Here is a 25,061-nt window from a genome sequence, read left to right as displayed (position 1 = left end):
GACACCATGTTTCGCCGCCTCCTGCATTGGGGAGAAACCCGCATCAAGCCGTTCGACGAGCGCGAAGTCACGCGCCCGCCGGATACGCTGTGGGCGTTCTACTGGTTCTTCATCAAGCCGCTGTGGCCGTTCTTCGTGCTCCTGCTGATCGCCGGCTGCTTGGGCTCGACGATCGAAGTGGCGCTGATGGGCTTCGTCGGCGCCATCGTCGACAGAATGCGCACGCATTCCGATCCCGCGACCTTCGTCTCGACCTACAGCTGGATGCTGGCGCTGATGGCCTTCGTTGCGCTGATCCTGCGGCCGCTGGTCTCGACCGCGCACGACTTCATCAAGAACCAGATGATCTCGGCGGGAACGACGTCGCGCATCCGCTGGCAGACGCACCGCTACGTGCTGCGCCAGAGCCTGGGCTTCTTCCAGAACGATTTCGCGGGCCGCGTCGCCAACAAGATCATGCAGACCGGCACGTCTCTGCGCGAAAGCGTTGTGCAGTTGATCGACGCGCTCTGGTACGCATCGGTGCAGTTCATCGGCTCGGCGCTGCTGTTCGCGGCCTCCGATTGGCGCTTGACGATCCCGCTCATCATCTGGCTCGCCGCTTATATCGTGGCGCTGCGTTACTTCGTGCCGCGCATCAAGGAGCGCTCGACGAAATCGTCCGAGGCGCGCTCGATGCTCGTCGGCCGCATCGTCGACAGCTACACGAACATCATGACGGTGAAGCTCTTCGCGCACGCCGAACGCGAGGATACCTACGCGCGCGAAGCTCTGACCGAGCAGATGCAGGCGTGGCAGGCTTCGCTGCGTCTGATCACCGGCATGGAGCTCGTTCTCTATACGCTGAACGGCATCCTGCTCGTCGCGACGACCGGCGCGGCCATCGTGCTCTGGACGATGGGCCATGTGACCGTCGGCGATATCGCAGTCGTCAGTGGCCTGGTCATCCGCATCGTCACGATGTCCGGCTGGGTCATGTGGACGATTGCCGACGTCTTCGAAAACATAGGCGTCGTGCATGAGGGCATGGAAACGATTTCGCTGCCGAACCTGTTGCAGGACACGCCGGATGCGAAGCCGCTCGCGGTTCCGCATGGCGAAATCCGCCTCGATCATATCCACTTCCATTACGGAGCTGGTCGCGCCGCGTCCGACGATGCGCCCCCGCGCGTCATCGAGGATCTGTCGTTGACGGTGAAGCCCGGCGAAAAGGTCGGCCTCGTCGGCCGGTCCGGCGCGGGCAAGTCGACGCTCGTCAATCTGCTGCTGCGCTTCTACGATCTTGAAGGCGGTCGCATCCTGATCGACGGCCAGGATATCGCGCATGTCACGCAGGACAGCCTGCGCGCCGAAATCGGCATGGTGACGCAAGACACCTCCCTGCTACATCGCTCGGTGCGCGACAACATCCTGTATGGCCGACCGAATGCGTCAGACGCCGAAGTCATCGCGGCCGCACGGCAAGCCGAAGCGCACGACTTCATCGCCCATCTCGAGGACATGAAGGGCCGCAAGGGTTACGATGCGCATGTCGGCGAGCGCGGTGTGAAACTCTCCGGCGGCCAGCGCCAGCGCATCGCGATTGCGCGTGTGCTGCTGAAGGATGCGCCGATCCTCATTCTCGATGAAGCGACCAGCGCGCTCGACTCCGAGGTTGAATCGGAAATCCAGGCGAGCCTCGAAAAGCTGATGCGCGGCAAGACGGTCATCGCGATTGCGCATCGTCTATCGACGATTGCGGCGATGGACCGGCTGATCGTGATGGAGGAAGGCCGCATCATCGAGGAGGGCACGCACGCCGAGCTGTTGCTCCGCGACGGACTTTATTCTCAGCTGTGGCAGCGGCAGTCCGGCGGCTTCCTGGCGCGCGAGGCGGCCGAGTAAACGCGAACGATGGCTAGCGGCCGTTGCGCCGCTGGCCGGCGAGTGGCTGCGGCTTGCGGGCGGCGAGCGCCGCAAGTTCGACGACCGCATGACGGAAGTTGAAGAAGCGCGGCACCTCGGCCCGGTATTCGGCATAGGCGCGTCCGTAGCGCGCTTCGAGCCAAGGTTCTTCCGCCACCGCCATCAGCGCATAGACGAGCACGAGCGTCGCCGCGAGCGCTGTCGCTTCGGGCGACCAAGCCGCAAGCCCGAGCGCGCCGAACGCCACGATGGCCGTCGCGTACTGCGGATTGCGCGTCCAGCGATAGAAGCCCTCCGTGTTGAGACCGCTGGCCCGGCAATAGGTGGCATCCCGGCCAAGAACCCAAAGCGCGTAAAGGTAGGCTGCGAACGCGACGATGGAGATTACCAGCAACGCCAGTCGCAGGATCGCTGTCGGTGCCACCGCCGCTAGCGCCAGAAGCCGCTCGATGCAGAGAACGAGAACGACGACATTCAACGTGCGGAAGAGCGCCCAGAACGTAAAGCTCTTCAGCGAACCTGCCGGCGGCGCTGGCCAAATCCGCCAAGCACTTTGATCGTTGGGCGCTGCGATGCCGGCGATGAGTCCCGCAATCAGCAGGAATGCGGCAATGCCGCCGGCAACGGCGAGATAATTATTGAGAAGCATGCTGCGCGGAAACTTGGTTGAGAATGGCTCGCCCAAAATTGCCGGACTCGCATGTCACGTCTGCGACAGAAATTTAATTCCGAGTCACGGACTCGGAAATTGATTGGTCTGTCGCAACGCCTCGCCGAGAACGATTGCTGCAGTCACCGCCACGTTGAGCGACCTGAGGCCCGGCCGCATCGGGATCGTAATCCGCGCATCGGCTTGTGCGTGAACGCTCTCCGGACATCCCGCGCTTTCGCGGCCCAGCATCAGAATATCATTGGGTTCAAAGGCAAAATGGATGTGCGGCGTCTCGGCGTGCGCACTCAACAAGATGAGCCGGCCGCCATCGGCGCGCCGTTCCGACAATGCGCGCCGGTCCATGAATTCGGAAAAACTTATATGCCGCTTCAGGTCGACATGATCCAGATAGTCGAGGGCGGAGCGCTTGAGCGCTCTGTCGCTCATGTCGAATCCGGTGGGACCGATAACGTCCACCGGAACGCCGAGGCATGCGCAGAGACGAAGGATCGTGCCGGTATTCTGCGCGATGTCCGGTTGATAGAGCGCCAAGCGCATTTATAGAAATCCCGCGATAATTGTGAATTGAGCTACCGAGATTGAGAGTTTTATCACGATGCGCCAAATTGCCCCTTACACTGTTGCTCGGCCGAGCTTGAGAGCGGGACGAAACGCTGTCAGAACGACCGCAAGGGATGAAGTAGACTGGGGTTTGATGCGGACGGTTGTGAGCGGGGGACGCGAGTCTCGCCGCCTGCCCATGTATCTTGCCGCCAGTTTCGCCCAATCGCTTCGAACTGGAGGCATCCGTGACCACTGACGCAGTAGAACCAAATCGCCGCGATTTTCTGGTGGTTGCGGGCAATGCGTTCGCCGCTGTCGGCGCCGCTTCTCTGCTTTGGCCGTTCATCCAGCAGATGAACCCCGACGCCAGCACCAAGGCCCTGTCGTCCGTCGACGTTGACCTGTCGCCCGTCAAAGAGGGTCAGGCCATCACAGTGCTGTGGCGCGGCAAACCGATCTTCATCCGCAACCGGACGAAGACCGAAGTCGAAGCCGCCGTGAACGTCGACGTGAAGACGCTTCCCGACAGCCTCGCGCGCAACGAAGCTCTCCCTGCTGACGATCCTGCGACGGACGCCAACCGCACCGTGAAGGGTCACGAGAACTGGATCGTTCTCGTCGGCATCTGCACGCATCTTGGCTGCATTCCGAAGGGTCAGGCGATGGGAGACGAGCGTGGCGAATACGGCGGCTGGTTCTGCCCGTGCCACGGCTCAGTTTACGACACGTCCGGCCGTATCCGGAAAGGTCCCGCGCCCAGAAACCTCGACGTTCCGCCCTACACTTTCTCGGCGGATACGAAAATTAAGATCGGCTAGGGAGCAGAATAATGAGCGGTCACAATTCGACCTATGAGCCGACCTCGCGCTGGGGCAAGTGGTTCGACGAGCGCCTCCCAATCGGGCGCATGATGCACGGCCAGTTCGTGGACTTCCCGACGCCGCGCAATCTCAATTATCTCTGGACGTTCGGCGGCATCCTGACGTTCTGCCTCGTTGCGCAGATCGTTACCGGCGTCATTCTCGCGATGCACTATCAGCCGAGCGCCACGGGCGCCTTCGACTCGATCGAGCACATCCGTCGCGACGTGAACTACGGCTGGATGATCCGGAACTTCCACGCCGTCGGCGCGTCGATGTTCTTCTTCGCTGTCTTCATTCACATTTTCCGCGGCCTCTACTACGGGTCCTACAAGGCGCCGCGCGAAGTGCTTTGGGTCCTGGGCGTCGTGATCATGCTTCTCATGATGGCGACGGGTTTCATGGGCTACACCCTGCCGTGGGGCCAGATGAGCTTCTGGGGCGTGACCGTCATCACCAACCTGTTCTCGGCTCTCGATACGATCATTCCGGGTCTCGGAACGGCCATTGTTGAATGGCTGTGGGGCGGTTTCTCGGTTTCGGGCGTGACGCTCAACCGCTTTTTCTCGCTTCACTACCTGCTGCCGTTCGTGCTGACGGGCGTCGTTGGCCTGCACCTTTGGGCGCTGCACGTCGTCGGTCAGAACAACCCGACCGGTATCGATCTGAAGCAGCCGAGCGATTCCGTTCCGATGCACCCCTACGCAACCTCGAAGGATGCGGTCGGCCTTTTCGCCTTCCTCATTATCTTCGCCTGGTTCGTGTTCTTCGTGCCGGACTACCTTGGTCACGCCGACAACTACGTCGAGGCCAACCCGCTGGTGACGCCGCCGCACATCGTGCCTGAATGGTACTTCCTGCCGTTCTATGCGATCCTGCGCGCCTTCACGAGCTCGTTCCTCGGAATTCCGCTCGGCCAGTTCGCCAAGCTGATGGGCGTCATCGCGATGTTCGCAGCCGTGCTGATCATCGCCTTCGCGCCGTGGCTCGACACCTCGCGCGTGCGTTCGGCGAAGTATCGGCCGATCTTCAAATGGTTCTTCTGGCTCTTCCTGTTCACCTGCGTGGCTCTCGGCTACCTCGGCTCCAAACCGGCCGAAGGCGTGTACGTCACGTGGGCGCAGATCTTCACAGTCTATTATTTCCTGTTTTTCCTCGTCATCATGCCGGTCGTCGGCTTGATCGAGACGCCCAGGAAGTTGCCGCGTTCGATAACCGAATCCGTGCTCGGCGGCAGTTCGACATTGCCTGAGGGTGCCGCAGCCGCCCCTGAAAAGCGCTGAGAGGAGCGAGACAAATGAAAAGACGTTTCTCTCACGCCCTTGCCGGTGCCATCGCCGCACTCGTTGTGGTTCCGGCTGTCGCGCATAGCGCAGAAGGCGGCCATCCGGAGATCGCTCGTCAGTCGTGGGCGTTCTCGGGCTTCACCGGTCAGTTCGACCGTGCCCAGTTGCAGCGCGGCTTCCAGGTCTACAAGGAAGTCTGCGCGGCCTGCCACGGTCTGAAGCGGGTCGCATTCCGCAACCTCGTCCAGCCCGGCGGCCCGGAGTTCCCGGAAGCCTCCGTGAAGGCGTTGGCTGCTGAGTGGCCGAACCAGATTACCGATGGGCCGAACGACGAAGGCAAGATGTTCGAGCGTCCGCCGTTGCTATCGGACACCATCCACGGGCCGTTCAAGAACGATCAGGAAGCCCGCGCTGCCCAGAACGGCGCGCTGCCGCCGGATCTTTCGCTAATCGCCCGCGCCCGTGGCATCGAGCGCAACCCTGCCTGGTACGTTCATCCGTTCCTGATGCTCGGCGATATCTTCAAGAGCTATCAGGAAGCCGGCGCCGATTATCTCGTCGCGCTACTGACGGAATACACGGACGCGCCTGCGAGCTTCCAGCTTGCGGAAGGCAAGTATTACAACAAGGCCTTCGCTGGTCATCAGATCAGCATGCCGCCGCCGCTGTCGGAAGGCGTCGTGACCTATCAGGACGGCACGCCCGGCACGGTTGAGAACTATGCCCATGACGTCGCGGCCTTCCTGTCGTGGACGGCGGACCCGCATTTCGATCAGCGCAAGCAGATCGGCTGGCAGGTTATGCTGTACCTGATCATCACGACGATCCTTCTCTACATCGGCAAGAAGCGCATCTGGGCGGCGATCAAGCACTGATCCGGCAGCCCGCCGATCGAACATGATTACGAAAAGGCCTCGCTTGCGGGGCCTTTTTTATTGTAAGTGGCGCCCGGAGTATCGATGGGAGAGAGGACTATGACGCAATCCGTTCTCGGCATCGTCGGCGGCAGCGGCTTCTACAACTTGCCGGGCCTGGCGCATGCGGAATGGCGCCGCATCGAGAGCCCCTGGGGCGCACCCTCCGATGACATCCTCTTCGCTGACATCGATGGCCTGCCCATCCGTTTCCTACCGCGCCACGGCCGGGGGCATAAGCTGTCGCCGAGCGACATCGACTACCGCGCCAACGTCGACGCCTTAAAGCGCGCAGGCGTCACCGATCTGGTTTCGGTCTCGGCGTGCGGCTCGCTGAAGAAGAAATACAAGCCCGGCGATTTCGTACTTCCCGACCAGTTCATCGATCGCACCTTTGCCCGCGAGAAATCGTTCTTCGGCAAGGGCTGCGTCGCCCACGTGGCGATGGGCGACCCGACGAGCCCCCTTCTGCACAAGGCGCTCGAGAAAGCCGCCAAGTCGGAAAATATCAAAGTTCATCGCGGCGGAACCTACCTCGCGATGGAAGGTCCGCAGTTCTCGACGCGCGCCGAAAGCAATCTCTACCGTTCATGGAATTGCGACGTCATCGGCATGACGAACATGCCGGAAGCCAAGCTCGCTCGCGAAGCCGAGATCTGTTACGCGAGCGTCGCGATGGTGACGGATTACGACTGCTGGCACGACGATCACGCCCACGTCGACGTCGCGGCGATCATCGAGGTGATGAAGGAAAATACCGGCAAGGCGCAGCGGCTGGTGGCCCGTCTCGCTCGCGACTTCCCGCGTGAGCATCCGGCATGCCCGATCGGCTCGGATCGCTCACTCGAAGTCGCGATCATCACGCCTCCGGAGGCGCGCGATCCCGAACTCCTGAAGAAGCTCGATGCCATCGCCGGACGTGTCCTCGCGAACGCCTAGAGTGCTTCTGGAAAAGTTGAAACCGGTTTTCCGATACGAAGCACGACAAGACGAAGACCCGGAGCCGATCCGCGATTCAACGGAAAGCGGAAAGGCTCTAGTTGAAGCCGATCAGGATCTTCATCTTGATGAGTTGCGGGAACGCCATTTCCAGGCCCGCGCCGACGAACCAAAGGATGACGCCCAGAAGCAGCACACCTGGCACGGCCGCGATCGCAGCCTTGAGGAAGAACGTGACGAGACGTGCGAACGGCACGTCGAACGCGCGGACCGTGGCGGCGACAGGGGCGTTGCCGATACATGGCTCGGTTTCGGCGGTGCGATAGATCTGCGGCTGCGGACGGGAATAGTCGTCGTCGATGCCGGTCGAGAGTGTGGGCGCTGCCGCACGCTCGCGCGCGGCGCGTTCCCGAGCTTCGCGGGCGCGGGCTTCCTTTTCACGCCGGAGCGTCCGGGGAAGATCGTCAGTGTCGTCCGAGAACGAGCCGAAGTCGGGGCCGGCCATCGCGGGCGAGCCTTGTGCTGCCATCTCGTTGTACCTCAGCAAACTATTATTTAGCCACGTCACGGAACAATCGTCCGCGCTGGGCTACGCTGCTTCTACCTAGACGCCAGCGATATTGCTATTTTGCGCCGTCAATTGGGCGGGAGTGCAGCACGTGCAAGAACTCGAAGATCTCATCCGGACCATCCCCGATTATCCGAAACCCGGAATTATGTTTCGGGATATCACCACGCTCCTCGCCGATCCCAAGGGCTTGAAGAAAGCCATCAAGCACATGGCGAAACCCTTCGAGAAGGAAAAGATCGCAGCCGTCGCGGGCATTGAAGCGCGCGGCTTTATTCTCGGAGGCGCGATTGCCGATCGCCTCGAATGCGGCTTCATTCCGATCCGCAAGAAGGGCAAACTGCCGTGGAAGACCATCGGCCAGGAATATACGCTCGAATACGGCGTGGACGTCATCGAGGTGCACGAGGATGCGATCGCCGAGGGTACGCGCGTGCTCATCGTCGACGACCTGATCGCAACCGGCGGTACGGCGGAAGCCGCCGCGAAGCTCGTGCAGCGCTCCGGCGGTAAAATCGTCGGCGCGACGTTCATCGTCGATCTGCCGGATCTCGGCGGCATGAAACGATTGGCGGACCTGGGCGTCGAGAGTCATGCACTCGTCTCGTTCGGAGGTCATTAGTCACGGCTGTGTCCCTGTCCGGCGATCAACTGAAGACAGCGCTGGCCACCATCGCCGCGTGGCGTTCGGATCCGGACGAGCCGTGCCGCTGCCCAGTGTGCGGAGTATCGGGTCTCGCAATCGCCGACCACTCCGCGCGTCCCTATGCGGAATGGTACGTGCTAACGTGTGAAAGCTGCGGCCTCGACGAAACCGTGCACATCCCGATGGCTGGGGTGCCGGAGACGTGAACGCGAAGCCCGCAGATGAGATCGTCCTGCTGCCCGGTCTCGATGGCACCGGAGACCTGTTCGATCGTCTGGCGGCCAGCCTTGCGGACGAATTCACGGTAAATGTCATGCGCTATCCGAATGATCCAAGTCTCGGATATGCCGGATACGCAGAGCTGGCGCGGAAGCTGATCGGAAAACGCCGCGTCTTTCTTCTCGGCGAATCCTTTTCCGGCCCCGTTGCCGTGCGCGTCGCGGCTCAGCTCGGCCCGCAGATCAAAGGTGTAATCCTGGCGGCGACGTTCCTGCGAACACCCTTGCCTGCCTGGTTCATGCGGCGGGCTTCGCACACCGAACCCGAGGCGACGCCAAAGAGGATCAGGGATGCGATATTGATGGGTTCCTATGGCGACGACGAACTGAGAAACAAGGTTGACGAAATTGTTCGCGGCCTGTCGCGTCCCGTTCGCGCGGCGCGCCTACGTGCCATCGCGGAGGTCGACGTGAGAGAAGACTTCGCCAGGCTCCGCTGCCCGGTCCTCGTCCTGCACGGACGCAAGGATTGGCTGGTTTCGATTACGCCCATGCAGAAAGCCGTGTGCGAGAAAGGCGGAGTACGGATCGTCGCGTTTTCCGCCGCGCATATGCTGCTGCAGACGCGCGCGGCCGAGGCCGCAACAGAAATATCCGCATTCGCGAAATCGAAGACGTTATGGGAGGCGCAGAATGAAAATTGACGGCGTCGCATCGCGTACCATCTGGCTCGAGCCCGACGGCTGGTCGGTCGGCATTCTCGATCAGACGATGCTGCCGCATACCGTTGTTCGAAAAACTTTGCGAACGCCGGAAGACGCAGCCCTCGCGATCAAGACGATGCAGGTTCGCGGCGCGCCGCTGATCGGCGTCACTGCGGCGTACGGAGTGGCGCTCGCGATGCGTGCCGATCCGTCAGACGCGTCGCTCAAGCACGCGCTCGCGTTTCTTGCTGAGCAGCGGCCGACGGCGGTGAACCTGCGCTGGGCGCTGAACGATCTTCAAGCGACGCTCGCGTCGCTCCCGCCAAAGTCACGCGCAGCCGCTGCTTATGCGCGTGCCGCCGAGATCGCGGACGACGACGTCGAGACGTGCCGGCGCATCGGCGTCAACGGACTGCGCCTGATCCAGGAACTCTCGAATGAGCGGCCGGGCGAACCCGTCAACATCCTCACGCACTGCAACGCCGGCTGGCTGGCGTGCGTCGATTGGGGAACGGCGACGTCTCCGATCTATCAGGCGCATGACGCCGGAATTCCCGTGCACGTCTGGGTCGATGAAACGCGGCCGCGCTGCCAGGGCTCTGCATTGACCGCATTCGAACTGGCACAGCACGGCGTGCCCTACACGCTGATCGCGGACAACGCGGGCGGACATTTCATGCAGCGCGATTGCGTCGACATGGTCATCGTCGGCACCGACCGCGTCACCGCATGCGGCGATGTCGCCAACAAGATCGGCACCTATCTGAAGGCGCTCGCTGCCCACGACAACGGCGTGCCGTTCTACGTCGCGTTGCCCTATTCGACGATCGACTGGAGCATCGAGCGCGGCGCCGACATCCCGATCGAGGAACGCGGCGCCGACGAAGTCCTGCGCGTGCAAGGCCGTCTTCCCGACGGCGCCGTCGCATCCGTCGCGATATCCGCCGATGGAACGCCCGCACGCAATCCGGCATTTGACGTAACGCCCGCCAAACTTGTGACGGCGTTCATCACCGAGCGCGGCGTCTGCGAAGCCTCGCGCGATGGCCTGCTGTCGCTCTATCCGGAAAAGAAAAGTTGCGCCGCATGAGCAAAGGCAAGTCCAGGCGTCCGAGTGAAAAAAGCCTGAGGAAGGCTGTGCTCGACACGGCGCTCGCGATGAGCTCTTCCGGCCTTTCGCCAGGACGATCCGGAAACGTATCCTGCCGCTTCGACGACGGCATGCTGATCACACCATCCGGCGTGCGTTATGACGACATAGATCCCGACGACATCGTTTTCGTTTCAGCCGACGGCAGCGTTCCCGACGATCGCCAGACGCCGTCGACCGAATGGCATTTTCATCTGGCCGCCTATCGCGCGCGTCCCGATCGCTTCGCCGTCGTCCACACGCACTCGATGCACGCGACGGTTCTCGCCTGCGCGCACCGCGCGATCCCGGCATTTCACTACATGGTCGGCGTCGCGGGCGGGAAGGACATCCCGTGCGTGCCTTACGCCACCTTCGGCACCGCGGAGCTGGCGCGTCACGTCGCGACCGGATTGCAAGACCGCGACGCGTGCCTGATGGCGAACCACGGACAGATCGCGATCGGCCCGACGCTCGGTCATGCGCTGGAGCTTGCCGCCGAAGTCGAGGCACTTGCTGAGCAATACTACAAGGTGCTGACCCTCGGCCCCGCGAACATCTTGAACGACGACGAGATGGCGCTGCTGCTCGACAAGTTCAAAACCTACGGCCGCAACGTCGCCGAAAAGTAATTCGCCGTATGCGTCATGCTGATCGCGTCGATCAGCTCCTCTTATCATAATAAGATTTTGTTATCAGAAACCCTGAGCAAACGGATTGGTCTTTAAAATCTTTCTGATGTTTGGTCGCCCTCGTTGGAAATTCGAGGATGACGTTACCAATGACAGACACGACCAAGCTCACGACGTCCGCTGGCGCGCCCGTCGCCGATAATCAGAACTCTCTGTCCGCCGGCGCACGCGGCCCGTTGCTGCTTCAGGATTATCAGCTGCTCGAAAAGCTCGCGCACCAGAACCGCGAGCGCATTCCTGAGCGCGTTGTTCACGCCAAAGGCTGGGGTGCATTCGGCTCGCTCACCGTAACGCAGGATATCTCGAAGTATACGCACGCCAAGCTGTTCGATGCGATCGGCAAGAAGACCGACCTTCTAATCCGTTTCTCGACCGTTGCCGGTGAACTCGGCGCCGCCGACGCGGAACGCGACGTGCGCGGCTTCTCGATCAAGTTTTACACCTCCGAAGGCAACTGGGATCTCGTCGGCAACAACACGCCGGTCTTCTTCGTGCGTGACGCGCTGAAGTTCCCGGACTTCATCCACACGCAGAAACGCCATCCGAAAACCAACCTTCGCTCGCCGACCGCGATGTGGGACTTCTGGTCATTGTCGCCGGAAAGCCTTCACCAGGTGACGATCCTGTTTTCCGATCGCGGCTGCCCGACCAGCGTGCGCCATATGAACGGCTATGGCTCGCACACGTACTCGTTCCTGAACGCTGCCGGCGAGCGCCACTGGGTGAAGTTCCACTTCAAGACCCTGCAAGGCCATCAGCATCATACGAATGCCGAAGCCGCGGAGCTCATCGGCAAAACGCGTGAGAGCTACCAGGAAGACCTGTTCGGCTCGATCGAAAAGGGAGATTTCCCGAAGTGGCGCATGTTCGTTCAGATCATGCCGGAAGCGGACGCTGACAAAACGTCCTACAATCCGTTTGACCTGACGAAAGTCTGGCCGCACGCCGATTATCCTTTGATCGAAGTCGGCATCGTCGAACTGAACCGCAACGCGGACAACTATTTCGCTGAGATCGAGCAGGCCGCGTTCTCGCCGTCGAACATCATTCCCGGCATCGGCTTTTCGCCGGACAAGATGCTTCAGGCGCGCATTTTCTCGTACGCGGACGCGCACCGTCATCGCCTCGGTACGCATTACGAGGCATTGCCCGTCAACGCTCCGAAATGCCCCGTGCATCACTATCATAAGGACGGCGCGATGCGGTTCTTCCGCAACGACACCGGCAATCCCGACGCCTATTATGAGCCGAATTCGTTCGGCGGACCGAAGGAAACGCCCACGTACAGGGAGCCGCCGCTCAAGATCTCGGGCGATGCCGACCGCTACAATCATCGTCTCGGCAACGACGACTACACGCAGCCGGGCAACCTGTTCCGCCTGTTGACGCCCGATGGCCGCGAACGCCTGATGGATAACATCGCAGCCGCAATGCAGGGCGTTCCGGCGTTCATCATCGAGCGCCAGGTCGCGCACTTCGCGAAATGCGATCCGGCGTACGGTGCGGGCGTCGCGAAGCGAATGGGCGTGTCAGTGCCGTCGGCGCGAGCCGAAGCGGCGGAGTAACGCGCCGCTGGTTTCGCGAGCAAAATAGCCGAACTTGAGTTGTCGCCTCGGTCCAAAGCCGGGGCGACCGCTTTTAGTGAGTGCGATGCTGCGAAACTTCCGATGCGCTTGCGCGTTGCTCCGACGAGGTTCGATGGAATCTTCAAGGAGACAGGCAATGCCCCGAGGCGATAAATCCTCATACACCGCAAAGCAAAAACGCAAAGCCGAACACATCGAGGAAGGCTACGAGAAGCGTGGCATCGGCGAGAACGAAGCCGAACGCCGGGCCTGGGCGACCGTGAACAAGGAAAGCGGCGGCGGCAACAAGAGCGGTTCGGGCCGCGGAAAAAAGGACACGAACGTCTCGTCGAAACGCGGCGGTAAAATCGGCGGCAAGGCGGCAGCGTCTCGTCCGGCCGCAGCGCGCAGCGCCTCGGCACGCAAGGCCGCCGCGACACGCAAACGCCGCGCCGCGCGATAGGTACGCGAGTTAGTTACTCGGCAGTTCTGAAATACGGTTCGACCTTGCCCTTGAGCTTCAAGGTCATGGGTCGGCCGGATCGGTCCTTGGCGTTCCCCGCTGCGACACGAACCCAACCTTCGCTGACGCAGTATTCTTCGACGTTCGTCTTCTCGACGTCGTTGAAGCGGATTCCGATATCGCGCTTCAAAAGCTCCTCATCGTAGAAGGGGCTTTTCGGGTCGTTGGACAGGCGATCGGGCAGCGTGTCGGTCATGGCCGATTATCCTAGGAAGTATCTTAGTTTGCGAACCTGAAGTGCATGACGTCGCCATCCTGGACGACATACTCCTTGCCTTCCAGGCGCATTTTTCCCGCATCCTTGGCCCCCGCTTCGCCGTTTCCGGAAACATAGTCGGCGTAGGCGATCGTTTCCGCGCGGATGAAGCCTTTTTCGAAATCGGTATGAATGACGCCCGCAGCTTGCGGGCCTTTCGTGCCGCGCGTGATCGTCCAGGCGCGCGCTTCCTTCGGCCCGACAGTGAAATACGTCACGAGATCGAGCAGGGAGTAGCCGGCGCGGATCAGTCGATTGAGGCCAGGCTCGTCAAGACCCATTTCCGCAAGGAACGCATCGCGATCTTCCGGAGCAAGCCCCGCGAATTCGCTTTCGATCTTGGCCGAGATGATGACGACGGCCGCGCCTTCGGCCTTCGCGCGCTCTTCGACTTGCTTCGAATAAGCGTTGCCGTGTGCCGCCGCGCTTTCCTCGACGTTGCAGACGTAGACGACCGGCTTCGAGGTCAACAGTTGCAGCGCGCGAAAAGCGGGCATCTCTTCCGGCGTCATGGTGGCAAGGCGCGCAGGCTTGCCTTCGCGGAGCAGCAGCAGCGGCTTCTCCATGACGGCGAATTGCGCTTTCGCTTCCTTGTCGCCGGTCTTGGCCTTCTTCTCGATTTGCGAGACGCGCTTTTCGAGGCTTTCGAGATCGGCGAGCATCAGCTCGGTTTCGACGACATCGGCGTCGGCCAACGGATCGATACGATTTTCAACGTGCGTGATGTCGTCGTCGACGAAGCAGCGCAGCACGTAGGCGACGGCGTCGACCTCGCGGATGTGCGAAAGGAATTTATTGCCGAGACCTTCGCCTTTCGATGCGCCGCGCACGAGGCCCGCAATATCGACGAAGGTCAGGCGCGTCGGAAGGATCTCTTTGCTGCCCGCGATCTTGGCAAGCGTTTCAAGCCGCGCATCGGGAACCGCGACTTCGCCGACGTTCGGCTCGATTGTGCAAAACGGATAGTTCGCAGCTTCCGCCGCAGCCGTCTGCGTCAGCGCATTGAAGAGGGTCGACTTGCCGACGTTCGGCAGGCCGACGATACCGCATTTAAAGCCCATAGTTCGGAGAATTCCGCCCGAGTGAGTTGCGAGGTGATGGAAGGTGATGGCCGTGGGTTAAGCGAGACACGCCGCCTTGTGAAGCGAAATCGGCCGCCCGTGCGGCCCTTTGGCTCACTTCTTGTACTTGGCGAACGCAAACGTCGAATAGCGGTCGGGGCTCGGCAGGTTGATTGTGTCCGACATGGCGTCCGCAAGCGCCTCGGAAATGTGTGTTCCGTCGTCCGCCTTCCGCACCGCGATGACGATGAACGGCCGCTGCCAGCTCGTATCGGCGTCTTCGCACTCGAGGCACGGCTCGATGTAGCGGCCGAGGTTCAGCGTCCACATCGGAACGTCGCCGCCAAGCGCCTCGCGCACCCATTGCGCGATCCGTTCGGCTCGCAACCCGCCACGCTGTTCCTCGCGCTCGACTGCGCCTTCCTGACTGGCGAGACCGACCGCGATCAGCCCGCGCGCCGAGCCGAGACCTTGCCGAAGCTGAGGCGCCAGAACTTCCGTCTGAATGTCGTCCGGCGACAGGCGGCGATCGAACTTCTCAAGCTCCGTCGTCGAGCCGCGAACCCAGCCATAGTCTTTGGTCAGCACGACGACATCGAACAGCGCGCGCCGTCCGGCACGGTCGGCGCCTTCGACGGGAAACACCAGCGTGCGTTCGTTCCACCGCTTCGCGATGATCCGCTTCACGCCGCTCTTGTCTTTGGTGTTCGAACGATAGGCATCCCATACGACGTTGCCGAAGACGCCAAGTGTGAACAGCAGCGCCAGCGCGCCGATCGCAAGATTGAGGCGGCTGCCGAGAGGCGACGCGAGCCAGCCCGGACGGGCTTCCGCTTGGTAATCGGTCATCGGCAAACCTCAACGCTCGAACTTGTGCCCCGGGCGAAACGCGTTACGCGTCGCCATCTCCCGACTTTCGCGCACCGAGCCATTTTTTCAAGTTCTCGGCAAGCGCCGATTGCCGTTTGGAGGAGCGTTCTCCGGACGGGTGTGACGTGGAGGCCGGCTTTTTGACGGGCGGCCGAGCCTCATCCTCGGATGCGTCCTTGGTTTTCTTGGGCGCTGGCTCGGCATAAAGCGTTTTCGCGACGTCGCTCAGGAAGCGCGAGTCATCGCCTTTTGCGAGATAGGGCGCGGCGTCCGAAACCGCGTCGAGGAGATCCGACAGCCACCCGCGTTCCGATTTCGCGAAATCGTTGAGCACGTAATGGACGACGGCATCCTTGGCGCCCGGATGGCCGATGCCGAGACGCACGCGTTTGTAGTCATTTTCGAGGTGTGCCGAGATCGAGCGCAGGCCGTTGTGACCCGCGTTGCCGCCGCCCGCTTTCACCTTCACCTTGCCCGGCGCGAGATCGAGTTCGTCGTGGAAGACGTAGACGTCGGATATGGGAATCTTGAGAAAGCGCTGTGCTTCGCCGACTGAGCGGCCGCTTTCGTTCATGTACGTTTCGGGCTTCAGCAGCAGAACGCGGTCCGTGCCGATCGTGCCTTCCGAAACGAGTCCTTGGAATTTCTTCCGCCACGGCGCGAAGCCGTGACGCTCCGCGATCCGGTCGAGCGCCAGGAAACCGATGTTGTGGCGGTTGGCGCTGTACTTTTCACCGGGATTTCCGAGACCGACGAAGAGCTTCATTTTTGCTTGCGCCTTCCGACTCGCCTCCGGCGAGCCGGCCGGAAGGCGCTACAAAGACTTTGCCTTCCGCCTCAGGCAGAAACGGCGCGATCTGACGACCGCGCCGTTCGTTTATTTTACTTCTTCGCGGCAGGCTTTGCGGCAGCAGGCTTAGCAGCGGCCGGAGCCGCGCCCTTCGCTGCAGGCGCAGCGGCCTTGCCGGCAGCGGCGGGAGCCGCACCCTTCGCATCGGCAGGAGCAGCAGCGTCAGACGTCGACGACGCGGAGTCGTCATCGCCCTTCAGCGCGCCTGCGATCGTTGCGATCGTGAAATCGCGGTTCTTGATCACCGGCGTCACGCCTTCCGGCATGTTGACGGCCGAAATGTGGATCGAGCGTCCGATCTCGAGGCCTTCGAGGTTGATCTCGAAGAAGCGCGGAATCTTGTCGTACGGCGCAAAGACTTCCACGTCGTGGCGCACGATGTTGAGCACGCCGCCGCGCTTCAAGCCGGGCGAGAGCGTCTCGTTCACGAAGTGCATCGGAATCGAAACCCGAATGACGCCGTCCTTGCCGACGCGCTGGAAATCGACATGCAACGGCGTGTCGCGAATGGGATCGACCTGCACGTCGCGAGCAAGCACGATGTGCTTCGTGCCTTCGACGTCGAGTTCGATCGCGGTCGAGGTGAAGTGGCCGCGCAGGACCTGCTTCCACAGCTCGTTGTATTCGAGGTTGATCGTTTCCGGGGTTTCTTGGTTGCCGTAAATGACGGCGGGTACATTTCCATCGCGGCGAGCTTGGCGTGCGGCCCCCTTGCCTGCACGCGGGCGCGCCGTAGCCTTGAGCGTGATGAGCTCAGACATGGCATCGTCTCCGAGTGTTATGCTCTCTCCGCCTATCGGAAAGAGCCAAAAGCCGCGAACCGGCCTCCAAGGGTGCCGTGCGGCGTCTCAGGAATGTCTTCATGAGATGGCGGGTGTATAACCGGGCTTGGCGGCACGCGCAATGCTTGCCGGCCGGGTCCCTGCGTCAGCCTTTACTTCGAGCAGACTGGAAAGTTACCCCGGAAATCAGCATATTAGTCCGGCGCCGTAGAAAATGTGGACGATTCGTCCGGCAGGTCGGGGTCTGGAGATGCCGCAAAGTATGGTCCGAAAGCCTTCCAAGCGCCGGAGTGCGGCCGATCAGGACAAGATCATCGTCGAAGCCCTGCGCGACGTCGGCCGCCCGCTCAGCGCCTATGAGTTGATCGAAAAGGTCCGCGTCAAAGGCGTCAGCGCCCCGCCGACCGTTTATAGGGCTCTACAACGCTTGATCGACGACGGCCTCGCGCACCGGCTCGAAAGCCTGAACGCGTTCGTCGCTTGCGAGCACCCGCACCACCAGGGCAAGGCCGTGTTCGCCATCTGTGACGCCTGCGGGACGGTTAAGGAATTCGACAGCCCCGCCGCCGTCAAAAGCCTGCAGAGCTGGGCGGGCAAGAACGACTTCAAGGTGCGTTCGATGACGATGGAATTGCGCGGCCGTTGCGCGGCTTGCGTGTCGGGCGGCATCGACTGAGCGCCGCCCGCTCTGTACGTTTCCACCAAGCCTTACATGTCGAGCACGATGCGATAGCGCGCCTTGCCGTCGAGCAGGTGCTGCATCGCGTCGTTCACCTTCGCCAGCGGGAAGTGCTCCGTCTGCGGCAGGATGTTGTGACGCGCAGCAAAGTTCAGCATCTGCGCAGTCGTCGTCGGCGCGCCGTTGGGCGAACCTGAAACGCTCCGCTGCGTCATGATGATGTCGAACGCGTGAACCGGAATGGGTTCGAGAACCGCGCCGACGAAATGCAGCCGGCCTTTCGGCCTGAGCGTCGCCAGCATGGCGCGCCAGTCGAGCGGCACGTTGACGGTCACGATCAGCAGATCGAGCGTGCGCGCCGCTTTCTTGATCGCATCTTCGTTGCGCGAGTTGACGATGTTATGCGCTCCGAAACCGCGCGCTTCATCGGCTTTGGAATCGTTGGAGGTGAAAGCGGTCACTTCGCAGCCCCACGCCTTGGCAAACTGCAAAGCGAGGTGCCCGAGACCGCCGATGCCGACAACGCCAACGCGATCCGTCGGACGCACGTCAAAGGCGCGGAAAGGCGTGAATACAGTGACGCCGCCACACATCAGAGGTCCCGCATCTCGGGCGCTGAGCCCATCCGGAATGGGAGCCGCCCAAGGCCACTGCACGCGCACGCGATCGGCAAAACCTCCATGCCGGCCGACGATGGTCGCCTGACCTTGCGGACAAAGATTGCCATCGCCCGAAACGCATTGTTCGCAGTGCATGCAGTTGCCGGATGCCCAGCCGATGCCGACGCGCTGGCCGATCGTCAGTCCTTTGGCGTTTGAGCCGAGAGCGACGATTTTGCCGATCACCTCGTGTCCCGGAATGATCGGATACGTCGTGATGCCCCACTCGTTGCTCATCATCGACGCATCGGAATGGCAGATGCCGCAATGCTCGACGGCAACTTCGACGTCGTCGGCGCCGAGAGGGCCCGGATCGTATTCGAACGGTTCGAGAGGACGGTTCGCCGCTGTCGCGGCCCAGCCTTTGATTGTCATGTATCGATCCTCATTTCACGACTTGCGATTGGGATTGATTGCAGTGCGAGCGATATCAATTCGCTCCGCTTGGCGCCGGTCTTTTTGCGAAACGGCCTGAAAAATTCAGTAATCTATCTCGACGCTAAGTTTCAATGTTGTGGCAGGCGTGTCTTTATTGAGACCGAAGAGCAGCCCCGTGCCGATCGTAGTCTCGACGTTGCGCTCTGCCTCTTCTTTTTTATTGCCGGACGACGCCTCGTCATCGTCATCGTCACCAAATGTCCAATAAAAAACGGGTCCAAGACGATACTGATTGAATTTTCCGAAAAGACGTTCCGCTTCGCCGATGTTGCCGCCGCTGATGCGCTCGATCCCGCCATACGATTCCAGCGCCAGGGCATGTTCTTTCGAAGACTGGTACATGACGCGCACCGCGTAACCGAAATCGATCTTGTGCTTGTCCTCGGGTTCGCCTCCGAAATACTGTATGACGGTTGGATTGAGCGACGCGCTCCACGCGCCCTGCTGCCATTCGAAGATCGGCCCGATTGTCAGCGTCGATGCTTCATCCGAATGCGCCGACTGTTCCCACTGGACGAGAAAGCCCGCGCCGATGCCATCGCCTTTTCTGGGAATGACAGTCCAGATGGATTCCGCGCCGTAGCCGTCGAATTCCAGCGGCCCTATCCGCTGCGCATCGCTGAACGATTTCGGATCGTCGATCCGGCCCTGCTCGAATTCGACGCCGAGGCGTATTTTCACGAACGACGTCAGCCCAACCTCGATCTCCAGCCCCTCGCGTTGTCGAGTAATCGTATTCGGATCTGCGATGATGCCGGAGCCATCCGGCAGGACGCGGCGTCTCGGATTGCCCGACGAAAAATCGTTCTGGCTCTGGATCTCGATGGCGCCCGGTACAGACTCGAGGTTCTTGATTTCAAATTGGTCGAGGGATGGACCGGCGACAGCAGCGGTCGCGCACGCGCTCGCGGCGATCGAAACTGCGAGCGCGATAAGGCGTCTGATCAATATGCGCGCCGAGTCCCGATGCACGCTTCCCCCGCGGGAATTGAATCCCCGTCATTTTTGCTGAGGAAGCTATGGCATGAGGAATTTTTCCCGGCCATCACAAACACGGCGGCGGGCAATTTTCCGATCGCAGCGTGATTTTGGGATCAGTAGAAGAGGCTTGAGACGCTCTCTTCGCGGCTCGTGCGCAGGATCGCTTCGCCGATCAGCGGCGCGATCGAAATAACGCGAATGTTCTTGGCGGCTCTGACGGCTTCCGTCGGCAGGATCGAGTCCGTAATGACCAGCGATTTCAGACGCGAATTCTGAATTCGGCTGACCGCGCCGCCCGAAAGTACACCGTGCGAGATGTACGCGGAAACTTCCGTCGCGCCGTTCTTCAGCAGCGCTTCGGCGGCATTCACCAGCGTGCCGCCGGAATCGACGATGTCGTCGATCAGAATGCAGCGCTTACCATCGACGTCGCCGATGACGTTCATGACTTCGCTCTCGCCCGGACGTTCACGGCGCTTGTCGCAGATCGCGATCGGAGCGCCGATGCGCTTGGCGAGCGCGCGCGCTCTGACGACGCCACCGACGTCCGGCGATACGACGACGATGTCTTCCGTGCTTCCGAAATTCTCTTCAATGTCGCGCGTCATGACTGGCGCTGCGAAGAGGTTGTCGGTCGGGATGTCGAAGAAGCCCTGGATCTGACCAGCGTGCAGATCAAGCGTCAGCACGCGCTGGGCGCCGGCGCGCTCGATGAGGTTGGCGACGAGCTTCGCTGAAATCGGCGTGCGCGGGCCGGGTTTGCGATCCTGGCGCGCATATCCGAAGTAGGGAATGACCGCTGTGATGCGCCGCGCCGACGAGCGCTTCAGCGCGTCCATCAGGATCAGCAGCTCCATCATATTGTCGTTGGCGGGAAACGACGTCGACTGGATGACGAACACGTCCTGGCCGCGAACGTTCTCCTGAATTTCGACGAAGACTTCCATGTCCGCGAAGCGCTTCACCTGGCCCTTGGCCATCGGCAGCTTCAGGTACGCGCAGATCGCATCTGCTAGTGGCCGATTGCTGTTACCCGCGACGATCTTCACGCCCAGCTTTCCTCGACCCGCCAAGCTCCGGGCGTCATCACCTTTGATGTCGAAAGGCATGTGCACTCCAGAACCGTTGTTATGGGCGGGCTTGTAGCAATTGGGCCCGGACGATTCAACCGTCCGAGCCCTGATTTATGACGAGATGTTGTCACGCCACCCGGTTGCTTAATTTATGCTTTTATCCGGCAGCAACTTGATGATGCCTTGTGCAGCAGCTGCGGCGGCGGCATCTGCCGTTTTGCCCCAGGCACCGTCGAGCGAGCCTTGCGGCACTTCGTTCTTCTGCGAAACCGTGCCGAGCTTCTTGCCCGACGGATCGAGCACGTTCCAGTCGATCTGGATCGGCTGCTTGCCGTCTTTGGTTGCCCCAAGCGCGACCTTGCCTTCGACCTTGTAGGAGCGGGCGTCAGGCGTGTTGGCGAGGCTCATACCGTGCTTCGAAAGCTCGCGCTGGATCGCCAGGGTCAACGAGCTTCCGCCATCGCCCGGCGCACCCGTGACGGCCGGAACGATAGCCGTGACCGGACCCGAGGTCGCGATGCTTCCCGTCGTCGGCGACGGCTGTTGCGTGGATGCCGTTTCGTAAGTCGCTCTCGGCGCGGCCGGCACAGCGGACTGCGACGTGCCTGCGGCCTGCGTGTTCGACGCGACGATGGCACCGGCGCCCGGCAGCCAGCTTGCAATCTGCTTCGCGGTCTTGTCGGAGATGGCTTGGATGACAGGCGGCGTCACGGCAGCCCACGGATCTTTGCCTGCGCCCGCGACGACTTCTTCACCCGTGATGCGATGGACGCGTTTGCCCGTCTGATCGGTCACGTCCCAGATGTAGGAAATCTTCGCTTTCGTCTTTTCGCGCGCCGCAACGATGTAGCCGCGCAGCACATACTCGCCCGTGGCATCGGTCGACGCCGCGACGGTCAGGCCGTTACGCCCGATCGCGGAGGAGAGCTCGGTCTGCAGATCGCGCGCGACATTGTCGGGCGAGCCGATGATCGGAGCGATCTGAATTTTCGCCGTTCGAGACGAGACGGGCGTCGCCGCGCTCGGCTGTGTCAGCGAAGCCTGTGGCGCTGAATCGCCGCCGCCGAGGATGCTCGGTGTCGACGAGCAGCCGCCGAGTCCGAGAGCGAGAACCGACGCGCAGAGCGCCGATTTAATCGAAACAAGATATCTTCCGCGCGCGCGCGTCCGAGCAGAGCATAAGGTCGCCACGTGACGTCCCCCCTTGACCAACCGCAACTTCCCGGCGGCCGGAATTACTATACCCCGCGGCCTGAACTCCCTCAGATACTACCGGACTGACATAACCCCTCTAGATCAGCCCGCCTCTGCCCGTCCAGACGTCAGCCCAGCGAAAGTGTGATCAGCCCGCGAAACACGGGCGTCAAGTCGGACTCCGCTGTGGATTATGCGATTAGGCCACGACGATGGCGGAGATTTGACGGCCGTAATCGGGTTCTTCGAGCTTCGTTTTGCGCCGGTAGCTGAAGAAAAGCGATTCGTTCTCGGCAGTGCAGGTCGCGAGAGTGACGGCCTCCGCGATCTTCGCGTCATGAAGCCGTCGCAAGACAAAGCCGGAGAGATCGAAGTGCGGGCGTGCCGTCTGGCTCGGCCGCGAAAAGAACTGCTGGTTTGCCGGATCGGCTTTCAGAAACTCGGCTTCGAACTCCGGCCCGACCTCATAGGCGTCTTGCCCGATGCACGGTCCGACCGCGCCCCGGATGCGGTCGCGCCGGGCGCCCAGACGCTCCATCTCCCGGATCGCGCTTTCGACGATGCCGCCGAGAGCCCCGCGCCAGCCCGCATGCGCGGCGGCCACGACCCCCGCCTCAGCGTCCGCGAGCAGGACCGGTGCGCAATCTGCCGTCAGCACGCCGATGACAAGTCCCGGCGTCGCAGAGACCACGGCATCGGCGTGAGGAAGCGCATCGCGCGCGGGAAAGCTCGTGACCTCGCGCGCCGTCGTGCCGTGCTCCTGATAGAGCGTGACGATTGCGCCGCCCGAGCCTCCAAGATGATCCGCTATGCGGCGACGGTTTTCGAGCACCAAGGCGGGCTCGTCATTCGATCCGAGGCCGCAGTTGAGGCTCGCGTAGATGCCTTGCGACACGCCGCCCTGCCGCGTGAAAAATCCGTGCCGTATGCCCGGCAGCGCACTGAGGTTTTCCGCTACGAGAGGCGAAAGCATGACGCGCGCGGCTCCTTCAGGTTTGTTGTGGCGCGCCGCTAGCGACTTTCGACGCGCGGAATCCCGGGAGCGGCGGCAAATCCGGAGACCGAGCCGCGAGCACCTTGAAGCGCGATCCCATGCCGTTTGGCGCAAGAAGACGTGCGACGCCTGCCTCGATCTCACCCGCCCGCTGCGGATTGGCCGACATCAGCCGAGACGCGCGTTCGACGATGCCGACCGCGCCGAGAAACTCGGCCTGCGTCACCGGACCGTCGAGAGCGAGCCCGGCGCGATGCAGCGTCGACGCGAGATCGTAGAAATTGACGTGCACGGTGAGATCGGCCTCGCCGGGCGACGCGAGCGGCGATTCATATTTGTGCTCGCGGACGGCTTGCAGCGTATCGCCCGCGGCGGCGGCGGTGTGCCCATAATCGATCAGCAGCATCACGACCGGCCCGCGCTGCATCAGGCTTTGCAGGGCGTCTGCCAGCCGGTCAAGCCGTTGCGTTTCGACGACGGCGCCAACCTGCGCATCGGGCAACAGGGCATCGAAGGCCTCGTGCGGACAGTCGCCGTCGACCGCGGTGAATTCCAGATGCCCTGAAGCATTCAAACCCACGCCTCGAATGCGCCAGCCGTCAACCGTCTTGACCCACTGCGCGACCGGCCAGGAATCGAGGAACTCGTTCGCAACGATGATCGCGGGCGGTGAAAACTCATCGAGCTTGGCGCCCCACGTCGCGCGGCTGCGGAAATCCGCGAGCGTCGTCGCCTGAAGTTGCGAAAGCGTCTGGCTCGCTTCGATCAGATAGGGATGTACCGCCTCGATAAATCCCGGCACGACGCGGGCAGCGCGCAGCGCGTCGCGCATCATGGTTCCGCGCCCCGGTCCGTATTCCGCAAGCGTGATGGTGCCCGGCGCGCCGAACACAGTCTGCCAGACGACACCCGTCCAGACCCCGATCAGCTCGCCGAAAACCTGGCTGATGTCGGCGGCCGTGATGAAGTCGCCAGACGCCCCGAAAACCCGTTGCCTGCGATAATAACCGAACGGCTCGTCCCAGAGGCATCGCGCCATGTACGCCTGGACCGTCATCGGTCCATCGCGCTGGATGCCCTCCTTGATCAGCCGCCCGAGCGGCGTATCGCGGTGCGTGCTCGGATCGTCGCTCAAGCGGACACCTTTGCTGAGGCCTCCGGTTGCCGCGCCGACCAGACCATGTAGAGGCCGAGCAGCAGCATCGGCAGACAATAGACCTGACCCGCCGTGAACGGACCGATATTCAGAATATGATCGGGCTCCGGCTCGCGGAAGAATTCGCACGTCGCACGCGCGATGGCGTACCAGATGAGCCAGATGCCGGTGACGAGACCCGGTCGTTTCAGCGCCAGCAGGCGATGCGTCGCGAAGCGGATGATGATCCACATCACGAGGCCTTCGAGCGCCGCCTCATAAAGCTGGCTCGGATGGCGCGGATCGGGTCCGCCGTTCGGAAACACCATGCCGACGGCCGCCGTCGTCGTGCGTCCCCAGTGCTCGGCATTGATGAAGTTCGCGATGCGGCCGAAGAACAGCCCGATCGGAACAGCCGCACAGCACAGGTCCATCACGGATCGTGCGGAGACTTTGAATACGCGCGAAAAGAGCAGAATGAAAAGTCCGGCCGCGATCAGCGCGCCGTGGAAGCTCATGCCGCCCTTCCAGACCTTCACGATTTCCGCCGGGTTCGCGAAGTAGAACTCGGGATCGTAAAGGAGCACCTGCCCGAGGCGGCCGCCGATGATCACCGCGCCGGTCATGTACAGAAGCAGATCATCGACGCGCTCGAGCGTCATGGGCGGCTTGTCTGCGAACCAGAGCCTCGGCGTCGAGATCAGGCGGCGAATATACAGCCAGCCGAGCACAAGGCCCGCGAGATACGCGATGCCGTACCACTTGATCGAGATCGGCCCGTACTCGATCGCGATCGGATCGATGTTCGGATACGTCAGAAGGGCGAGGGGTGTCATCGATGCTCCAAAATCAGGTCCGGCCCTTCATGAACAAGCCCGCCGAGGTTGTTTGGGAAGGCAGGGTTAATGTCAAGCACGGCCAAGG

26 protein-coding genes and 1 pseudogene are annotated in these 25,061 nt (G+C 61.9%); 12 read left to right on the top strand and 15 right to left on the bottom strand.

Annotated elements, in window-relative coordinates; all coding sequences use genetic code 11:
• The first annotated feature begins 6 nt into the window (after nt 1-6).
• Nucleotides 7-1,884, top strand: coding sequence for an ABC transporter ATP-binding protein (locus tag HDEN_RS12480; RefSeq protein ID WP_013216486.1), 1,878 nt, complete (start codon nt 7-9; stop codon nt 1,882-1,884).
• A 13-nt stretch (nt 1,885-1,897) separates the two neighbouring features.
• Here the strand turns inward: HDEN_RS12480 and HDEN_RS12475 are convergent, their stop codons facing one another.
• Nucleotides 1,898-2,554 carry a methyltransferase family protein gene (locus tag HDEN_RS12475; RefSeq protein WP_041922027.1) on the bottom strand — a complete coding sequence of 219 codons (657 nt, stop codon included), beginning with the start codon at nt 2,552-2,554 and terminating at the stop codon, nt 1,898-1,900.
• An 84-nt stretch (nt 2,555-2,638) separates the two neighbouring features.
• Entirely contained in the window at nt 2,639-3,115 is a 477-nt protein-coding gene (locus HDEN_RS12470) for a tRNA (cytidine(34)-2'-O)-methyltransferase (RefSeq protein WP_013216484.1), read from the bottom strand.
• A 251-nt stretch (nt 3,116-3,366) separates the two neighbouring features.
• On the opposite strand from HDEN_RS12470, the gene petA reads away from it, so the two are divergent.
• From petA to HDEN_RS12450, 4 genes are all read left to right on the top strand, one after another.
• Complete coding sequence (gene petA / locus HDEN_RS12465; protein WP_013216483.1) at nt 3,367-3,939, top strand: ubiquinol-cytochrome c reductase iron-sulfur subunit; 573 nt, start codon at nt 3,367-3,369, stop codon at nt 3,937-3,939.
• A gap of 11 nt (nt 3,940-3,950) precedes the next feature.
• Nucleotides 3,951-5,264, top strand: coding sequence for a cytochrome b (locus HDEN_RS12460; RefSeq protein ID WP_013216482.1), 1,314 nt, complete (start codon nt 3,951-3,953; stop codon nt 5,262-5,264).
• A gap of 14 nt (nt 5,265-5,278) precedes the next feature.
• Nucleotides 5,279-6,142 (top strand): cytochrome c1, encoded by an 864-nt coding sequence (locus tag HDEN_RS12455; protein WP_013216481.1) that lies wholly within the window; start codon nt 5,279-5,281, stop codon nt 6,140-6,142.
• Nucleotides 6,143-6,241: 99 nt separating this feature from the next.
• Complete coding sequence (locus HDEN_RS12450; protein ID WP_041921655.1) at nt 6,242-7,120, top strand: S-methyl-5'-thioadenosine phosphorylase; 879 nt, start codon at nt 6,242-6,244, stop codon at nt 7,118-7,120.
• 97 nt (nt 7,121-7,217) lie between these two features.
• Here the strand turns inward: HDEN_RS12450 and HDEN_RS12445 are convergent, their stop codons facing one another.
• Nucleotides 7,218-7,649, bottom strand: coding sequence for a hypothetical protein (locus HDEN_RS12445; protein ID WP_013216479.1), 432 nt, complete (start codon nt 7,647-7,649; stop codon nt 7,218-7,220).
• Between the two features lie 121 nt (nt 7,650-7,770).
• Between HDEN_RS12445 and HDEN_RS12440 the strand changes: the two genes are divergently transcribed.
• From HDEN_RS12440 to HDEN_RS12415, 6 genes are all read left to right on the top strand, one after another.
• The gene (locus HDEN_RS12440; RefSeq protein WP_150103260.1) at nt 7,771-8,310 is read left to right on the top strand and encodes an adenine phosphoribosyltransferase; all 540 of its coding nucleotides are present in this window, start codon (nt 7,771-7,773) and stop codon (nt 8,308-8,310) included.
• A gap of 226 nt (nt 8,311-8,536) precedes the next feature.
• Nucleotides 8,537-9,256: an alpha/beta fold hydrolase gene (locus tag HDEN_RS12435; RefSeq protein ID WP_013216476.1), complete on the top strand. Its 720-nt coding sequence runs from the start codon at nt 8,537-8,539 to the stop codon at nt 9,254-9,256.
• Nucleotides 9,246-10,346: an S-methyl-5-thioribose-1-phosphate isomerase gene (gene mtnA, locus HDEN_RS12430; RefSeq protein WP_013216475.1), complete on the top strand. Its 1,101-nt coding sequence runs from the start codon at nt 9,246-9,248 to the stop codon at nt 10,344-10,346. The genes HDEN_RS12435 and mtnA overlap by 11 nt, the downstream gene beginning before the upstream one ends.
• Nucleotides 10,343-11,017 carry a class II aldolase/adducin family protein gene (locus HDEN_RS12425; protein WP_013216474.1) on the top strand — a complete coding sequence of 225 codons (675 nt, stop codon included), beginning with the start codon at nt 10,343-10,345 and terminating at the stop codon, nt 11,015-11,017. Before mtnA ends, HDEN_RS12425 begins: the two co-directional genes overlap by 4 nt.
• A 149-nt stretch (nt 11,018-11,166) precedes the next feature.
• Nucleotides 11,167-12,642 (top strand): catalase, encoded by a 1,476-nt coding sequence (locus HDEN_RS12420; RefSeq protein ID WP_013216473.1) that lies wholly within the window; start codon nt 11,167-11,169, stop codon nt 12,640-12,642.
• 157 nt (nt 12,643-12,799) lie between these two features.
• A complete protein-coding gene (locus HDEN_RS12415) occupies nt 12,800-13,105 on the top strand; it encodes a hypothetical protein (RefSeq protein WP_013216472.1) in 306 nt (101 codons plus the stop codon).
• A gap of 13 nt (nt 13,106-13,118) precedes the next feature.
• On the opposite strand, the gene HDEN_RS12410 is transcribed toward HDEN_RS12415, so the two are convergent.
• From HDEN_RS12410 to HDEN_RS12390, 5 genes and pseudogenes are all read right to left on the bottom strand, one after another.
• Nucleotides 13,119-13,361: a DUF3297 family protein gene (locus tag HDEN_RS12410; RefSeq protein WP_013216471.1), complete on the bottom strand. Its 243-nt coding sequence runs from the start codon at nt 13,359-13,361 to the stop codon at nt 13,119-13,121.
• Nucleotides 13,362-13,384: 23 nt separating this feature from the next.
• Nucleotides 13,385-14,482: a redox-regulated ATPase YchF gene (ychF, locus tag HDEN_RS12405; protein WP_013216470.1), complete on the bottom strand. Its 1,098-nt coding sequence runs from the start codon at nt 14,480-14,482 to the stop codon at nt 13,385-13,387.
• Nucleotides 14,483-14,596: 114 nt separating this feature from the next.
• Complete coding sequence (locus HDEN_RS12400) at nt 14,597-15,331, bottom strand: hypothetical protein (RefSeq protein ID WP_013216469.1); 735 nt, start codon at nt 15,329-15,331, stop codon at nt 14,597-14,599.
• A 238-nt stretch (nt 15,332-15,569) separates the two neighbouring features.
• Nucleotides 15,570-16,118: pseudogene (pth, locus tag HDEN_RS12395) on the bottom strand (aminoacyl-tRNA hydrolase); the annotation flags it as partial.
• A 116-nt stretch (nt 16,119-16,234) separates the two neighbouring features.
• Nucleotides 16,235-16,963, bottom strand: a complete 729-nt coding sequence (locus tag HDEN_RS12390) for a 50S ribosomal protein L25/general stress protein Ctc (protein ID WP_013216467.1) — start codon at nt 16,961-16,963, stop codon at nt 16,235-16,237.
• Between the two features lie 283 nt (nt 16,964-17,246).
• Between HDEN_RS12390 and HDEN_RS12385 the strand changes: the two genes are divergently transcribed.
• The gene (locus HDEN_RS12385) at nt 17,247-17,660 is read left to right on the top strand and encodes a Fur family transcriptional regulator (protein WP_013216466.1); all 414 of its coding nucleotides are present in this window, start codon (nt 17,247-17,249) and stop codon (nt 17,658-17,660) included.
• A gap of 32 nt (nt 17,661-17,692) precedes the next feature.
• Here HDEN_RS12385 and ahr read toward each other — a convergent pair whose 3' ends face one another.
• From ahr to lgt, 7 genes are all read right to left on the bottom strand, one after another.
• Nucleotides 17,693-18,697: an NADPH-dependent aldehyde reductase Ahr gene (ahr, locus tag HDEN_RS12380; RefSeq protein WP_013216465.1), complete on the bottom strand. Its 1,005-nt coding sequence runs from the start codon at nt 18,695-18,697 to the stop codon at nt 17,693-17,695.
• 105 nt (nt 18,698-18,802) lie between these two features.
• The gene (locus tag HDEN_RS12375; RefSeq protein WP_210160327.1) at nt 18,803-19,708 is read right to left on the bottom strand and encodes a hypothetical protein; all 906 of its coding nucleotides are present in this window, start codon (nt 19,706-19,708) and stop codon (nt 18,803-18,805) included.
• A 146-nt stretch (nt 19,709-19,854) separates the two neighbouring features.
• A complete protein-coding gene (locus HDEN_RS12370) occupies nt 19,855-20,850 on the bottom strand; it encodes a ribose-phosphate pyrophosphokinase (RefSeq protein ID WP_244466213.1) in 996 nt (331 codons plus the stop codon).
• A 108-nt stretch (nt 20,851-20,958) separates the two neighbouring features.
• Nucleotides 20,959-22,005, bottom strand: a complete 1,047-nt coding sequence (locus tag HDEN_RS12365; protein WP_013216462.1) for a hypothetical protein — start codon at nt 22,003-22,005, stop codon at nt 20,959-20,961.
• A gap of 202 nt (nt 22,006-22,207) precedes the next feature.
• Nucleotides 22,208-22,981 carry a peptidoglycan editing factor PgeF gene (gene pgeF, locus HDEN_RS12360; RefSeq protein WP_013216461.1) on the bottom strand — a complete coding sequence of 258 codons (774 nt, stop codon included), beginning with the start codon at nt 22,979-22,981 and terminating at the stop codon, nt 22,208-22,210.
• Between the two features lie 16 nt (nt 22,982-22,997).
• Nucleotides 22,998-24,137: a class I SAM-dependent methyltransferase gene (locus tag HDEN_RS12355; protein ID WP_013216460.1), complete on the bottom strand. Its 1,140-nt coding sequence runs from the start codon at nt 24,135-24,137 to the stop codon at nt 22,998-23,000.
• A complete protein-coding gene (gene lgt / locus HDEN_RS12350; protein WP_013216459.1) occupies nt 24,134-24,973 on the bottom strand; it encodes a prolipoprotein diacylglyceryl transferase in 840 nt (279 codons plus the stop codon). The genes HDEN_RS12355 and lgt overlap by 4 nt, the downstream gene beginning before the upstream one ends.
• Nucleotides 24,974-25,061: the final 88 nt, after the last annotated feature.

It is taken from the genome of Hyphomicrobium denitrificans ATCC 51888 (assembly GCF_000143145.1).
GTDB lineage: Bacteria > Pseudomonadota > Alphaproteobacteria > Rhizobiales > Hyphomicrobiaceae > Hyphomicrobium_B > Hyphomicrobium_B denitrificans.
This window is presented reverse-complemented; position numbering and strand designations above follow the sequence as displayed.

Bases quoted from the DNA above. Each gene is read 5' to 3' on its own strand.
- HDEN_RS12480 (WP_013216486.1), top strand. From the start codon at position 7: ATGTTTCGCCGCCTCCTGCATTGGGGAGAAACCCGCATCAAGCCGTTC.
- HDEN_RS12475 (WP_041922027.1), bottom strand. From the start codon at position 2,554: ATGCTTCTCAATAATTATCTCGCCGTTGCCGGCGGCATTGCCGCATTC.
- HDEN_RS12470 (WP_013216484.1), bottom strand. From the start codon at position 3,115: ATGCGCTTGGCGCTCTATCAACCGGACATCGCGCAGAATACCGGCACG.
- HDEN_RS12460 (WP_013216482.1), top strand. From the start codon at position 3,951: ATGAGCGGTCACAATTCGACCTATGAGCCGACCTCGCGCTGGGGCAAG.
- HDEN_RS12455 (WP_013216481.1), top strand. From the start codon at position 5,279: ATGAAAAGACGTTTCTCTCACGCCCTTGCCGGTGCCATCGCCGCACTC.
- HDEN_RS12450 (WP_041921655.1), top strand. From the start codon at position 6,242: ATGACGCAATCCGTTCTCGGCATCGTCGGCGGCAGCGGCTTCTACAAC.
- HDEN_RS12445 (WP_013216479.1), bottom strand. From the start codon at position 7,649: ATGGCAGCACAAGGCTCGCCCGCGATGGCCGGCCCCGACTTCGGCTCG.
- mtnA (WP_013216475.1), top strand. From the start codon at position 9,246: ATGAAAATTGACGGCGTCGCATCGCGTACCATCTGGCTCGAGCCCGAC.
- HDEN_RS12425 (WP_013216474.1), top strand. From the start codon at position 10,343: ATGAGCAAAGGCAAGTCCAGGCGTCCGAGTGAAAAAAGCCTGAGGAAG.
- HDEN_RS12420 (WP_013216473.1), top strand. From the start codon at position 11,167: ATGACAGACACGACCAAGCTCACGACGTCCGCTGGCGCGCCCGTCGCC.
- HDEN_RS12415 (WP_013216472.1), top strand. From the start codon at position 12,800: ATGCCCCGAGGCGATAAATCCTCATACACCGCAAAGCAAAAACGCAAA.
- HDEN_RS12410 (WP_013216471.1), bottom strand. From the start codon at position 13,361: ATGACCGACACGCTGCCCGATCGCCTGTCCAACGACCCGAAAAGCCCC.
- ychF (WP_013216470.1), bottom strand. From the start codon at position 14,482: ATGGGCTTTAAATGCGGTATCGTCGGCCTGCCGAACGTCGGCAAGTCG.
- HDEN_RS12400 (WP_013216469.1), bottom strand. From the start codon at position 15,331: ATGACCGATTACCAAGCGGAAGCCCGTCCGGGCTGGCTCGCGTCGCCT.
- HDEN_RS12390 (WP_013216467.1), bottom strand. From the start codon at position 16,963: ATGTCTGAGCTCATCACGCTCAAGGCTACGGCGCGCCCGCGTGCAGGC.
- HDEN_RS12385 (WP_013216466.1), top strand. From the start codon at position 17,247: ATGGTCCGAAAGCCTTCCAAGCGCCGGAGTGCGGCCGATCAGGACAAG.
- ahr (WP_013216465.1), bottom strand. From the start codon at position 18,697: ATGACAATCAAAGGCTGGGCCGCGACAGCGGCGAACCGTCCTCTCGAA.
- HDEN_RS12370 (WP_244466213.1), bottom strand. From the start codon at position 20,850: ATGCCTTTCGACATCAAAGGTGATGACGCCCGGAGCTTGGCGGGTCGA.
- pgeF (WP_013216461.1), bottom strand. From the start codon at position 22,981: ATGCTTTCGCCTCTCGTAGCGGAAAACCTCAGTGCGCTGCCGGGCATA.
- lgt (WP_013216459.1), bottom strand. From the start codon at position 24,973: ATGACACCCCTCGCCCTTCTGACGTATCCGAACATCGATCCGATCGCG.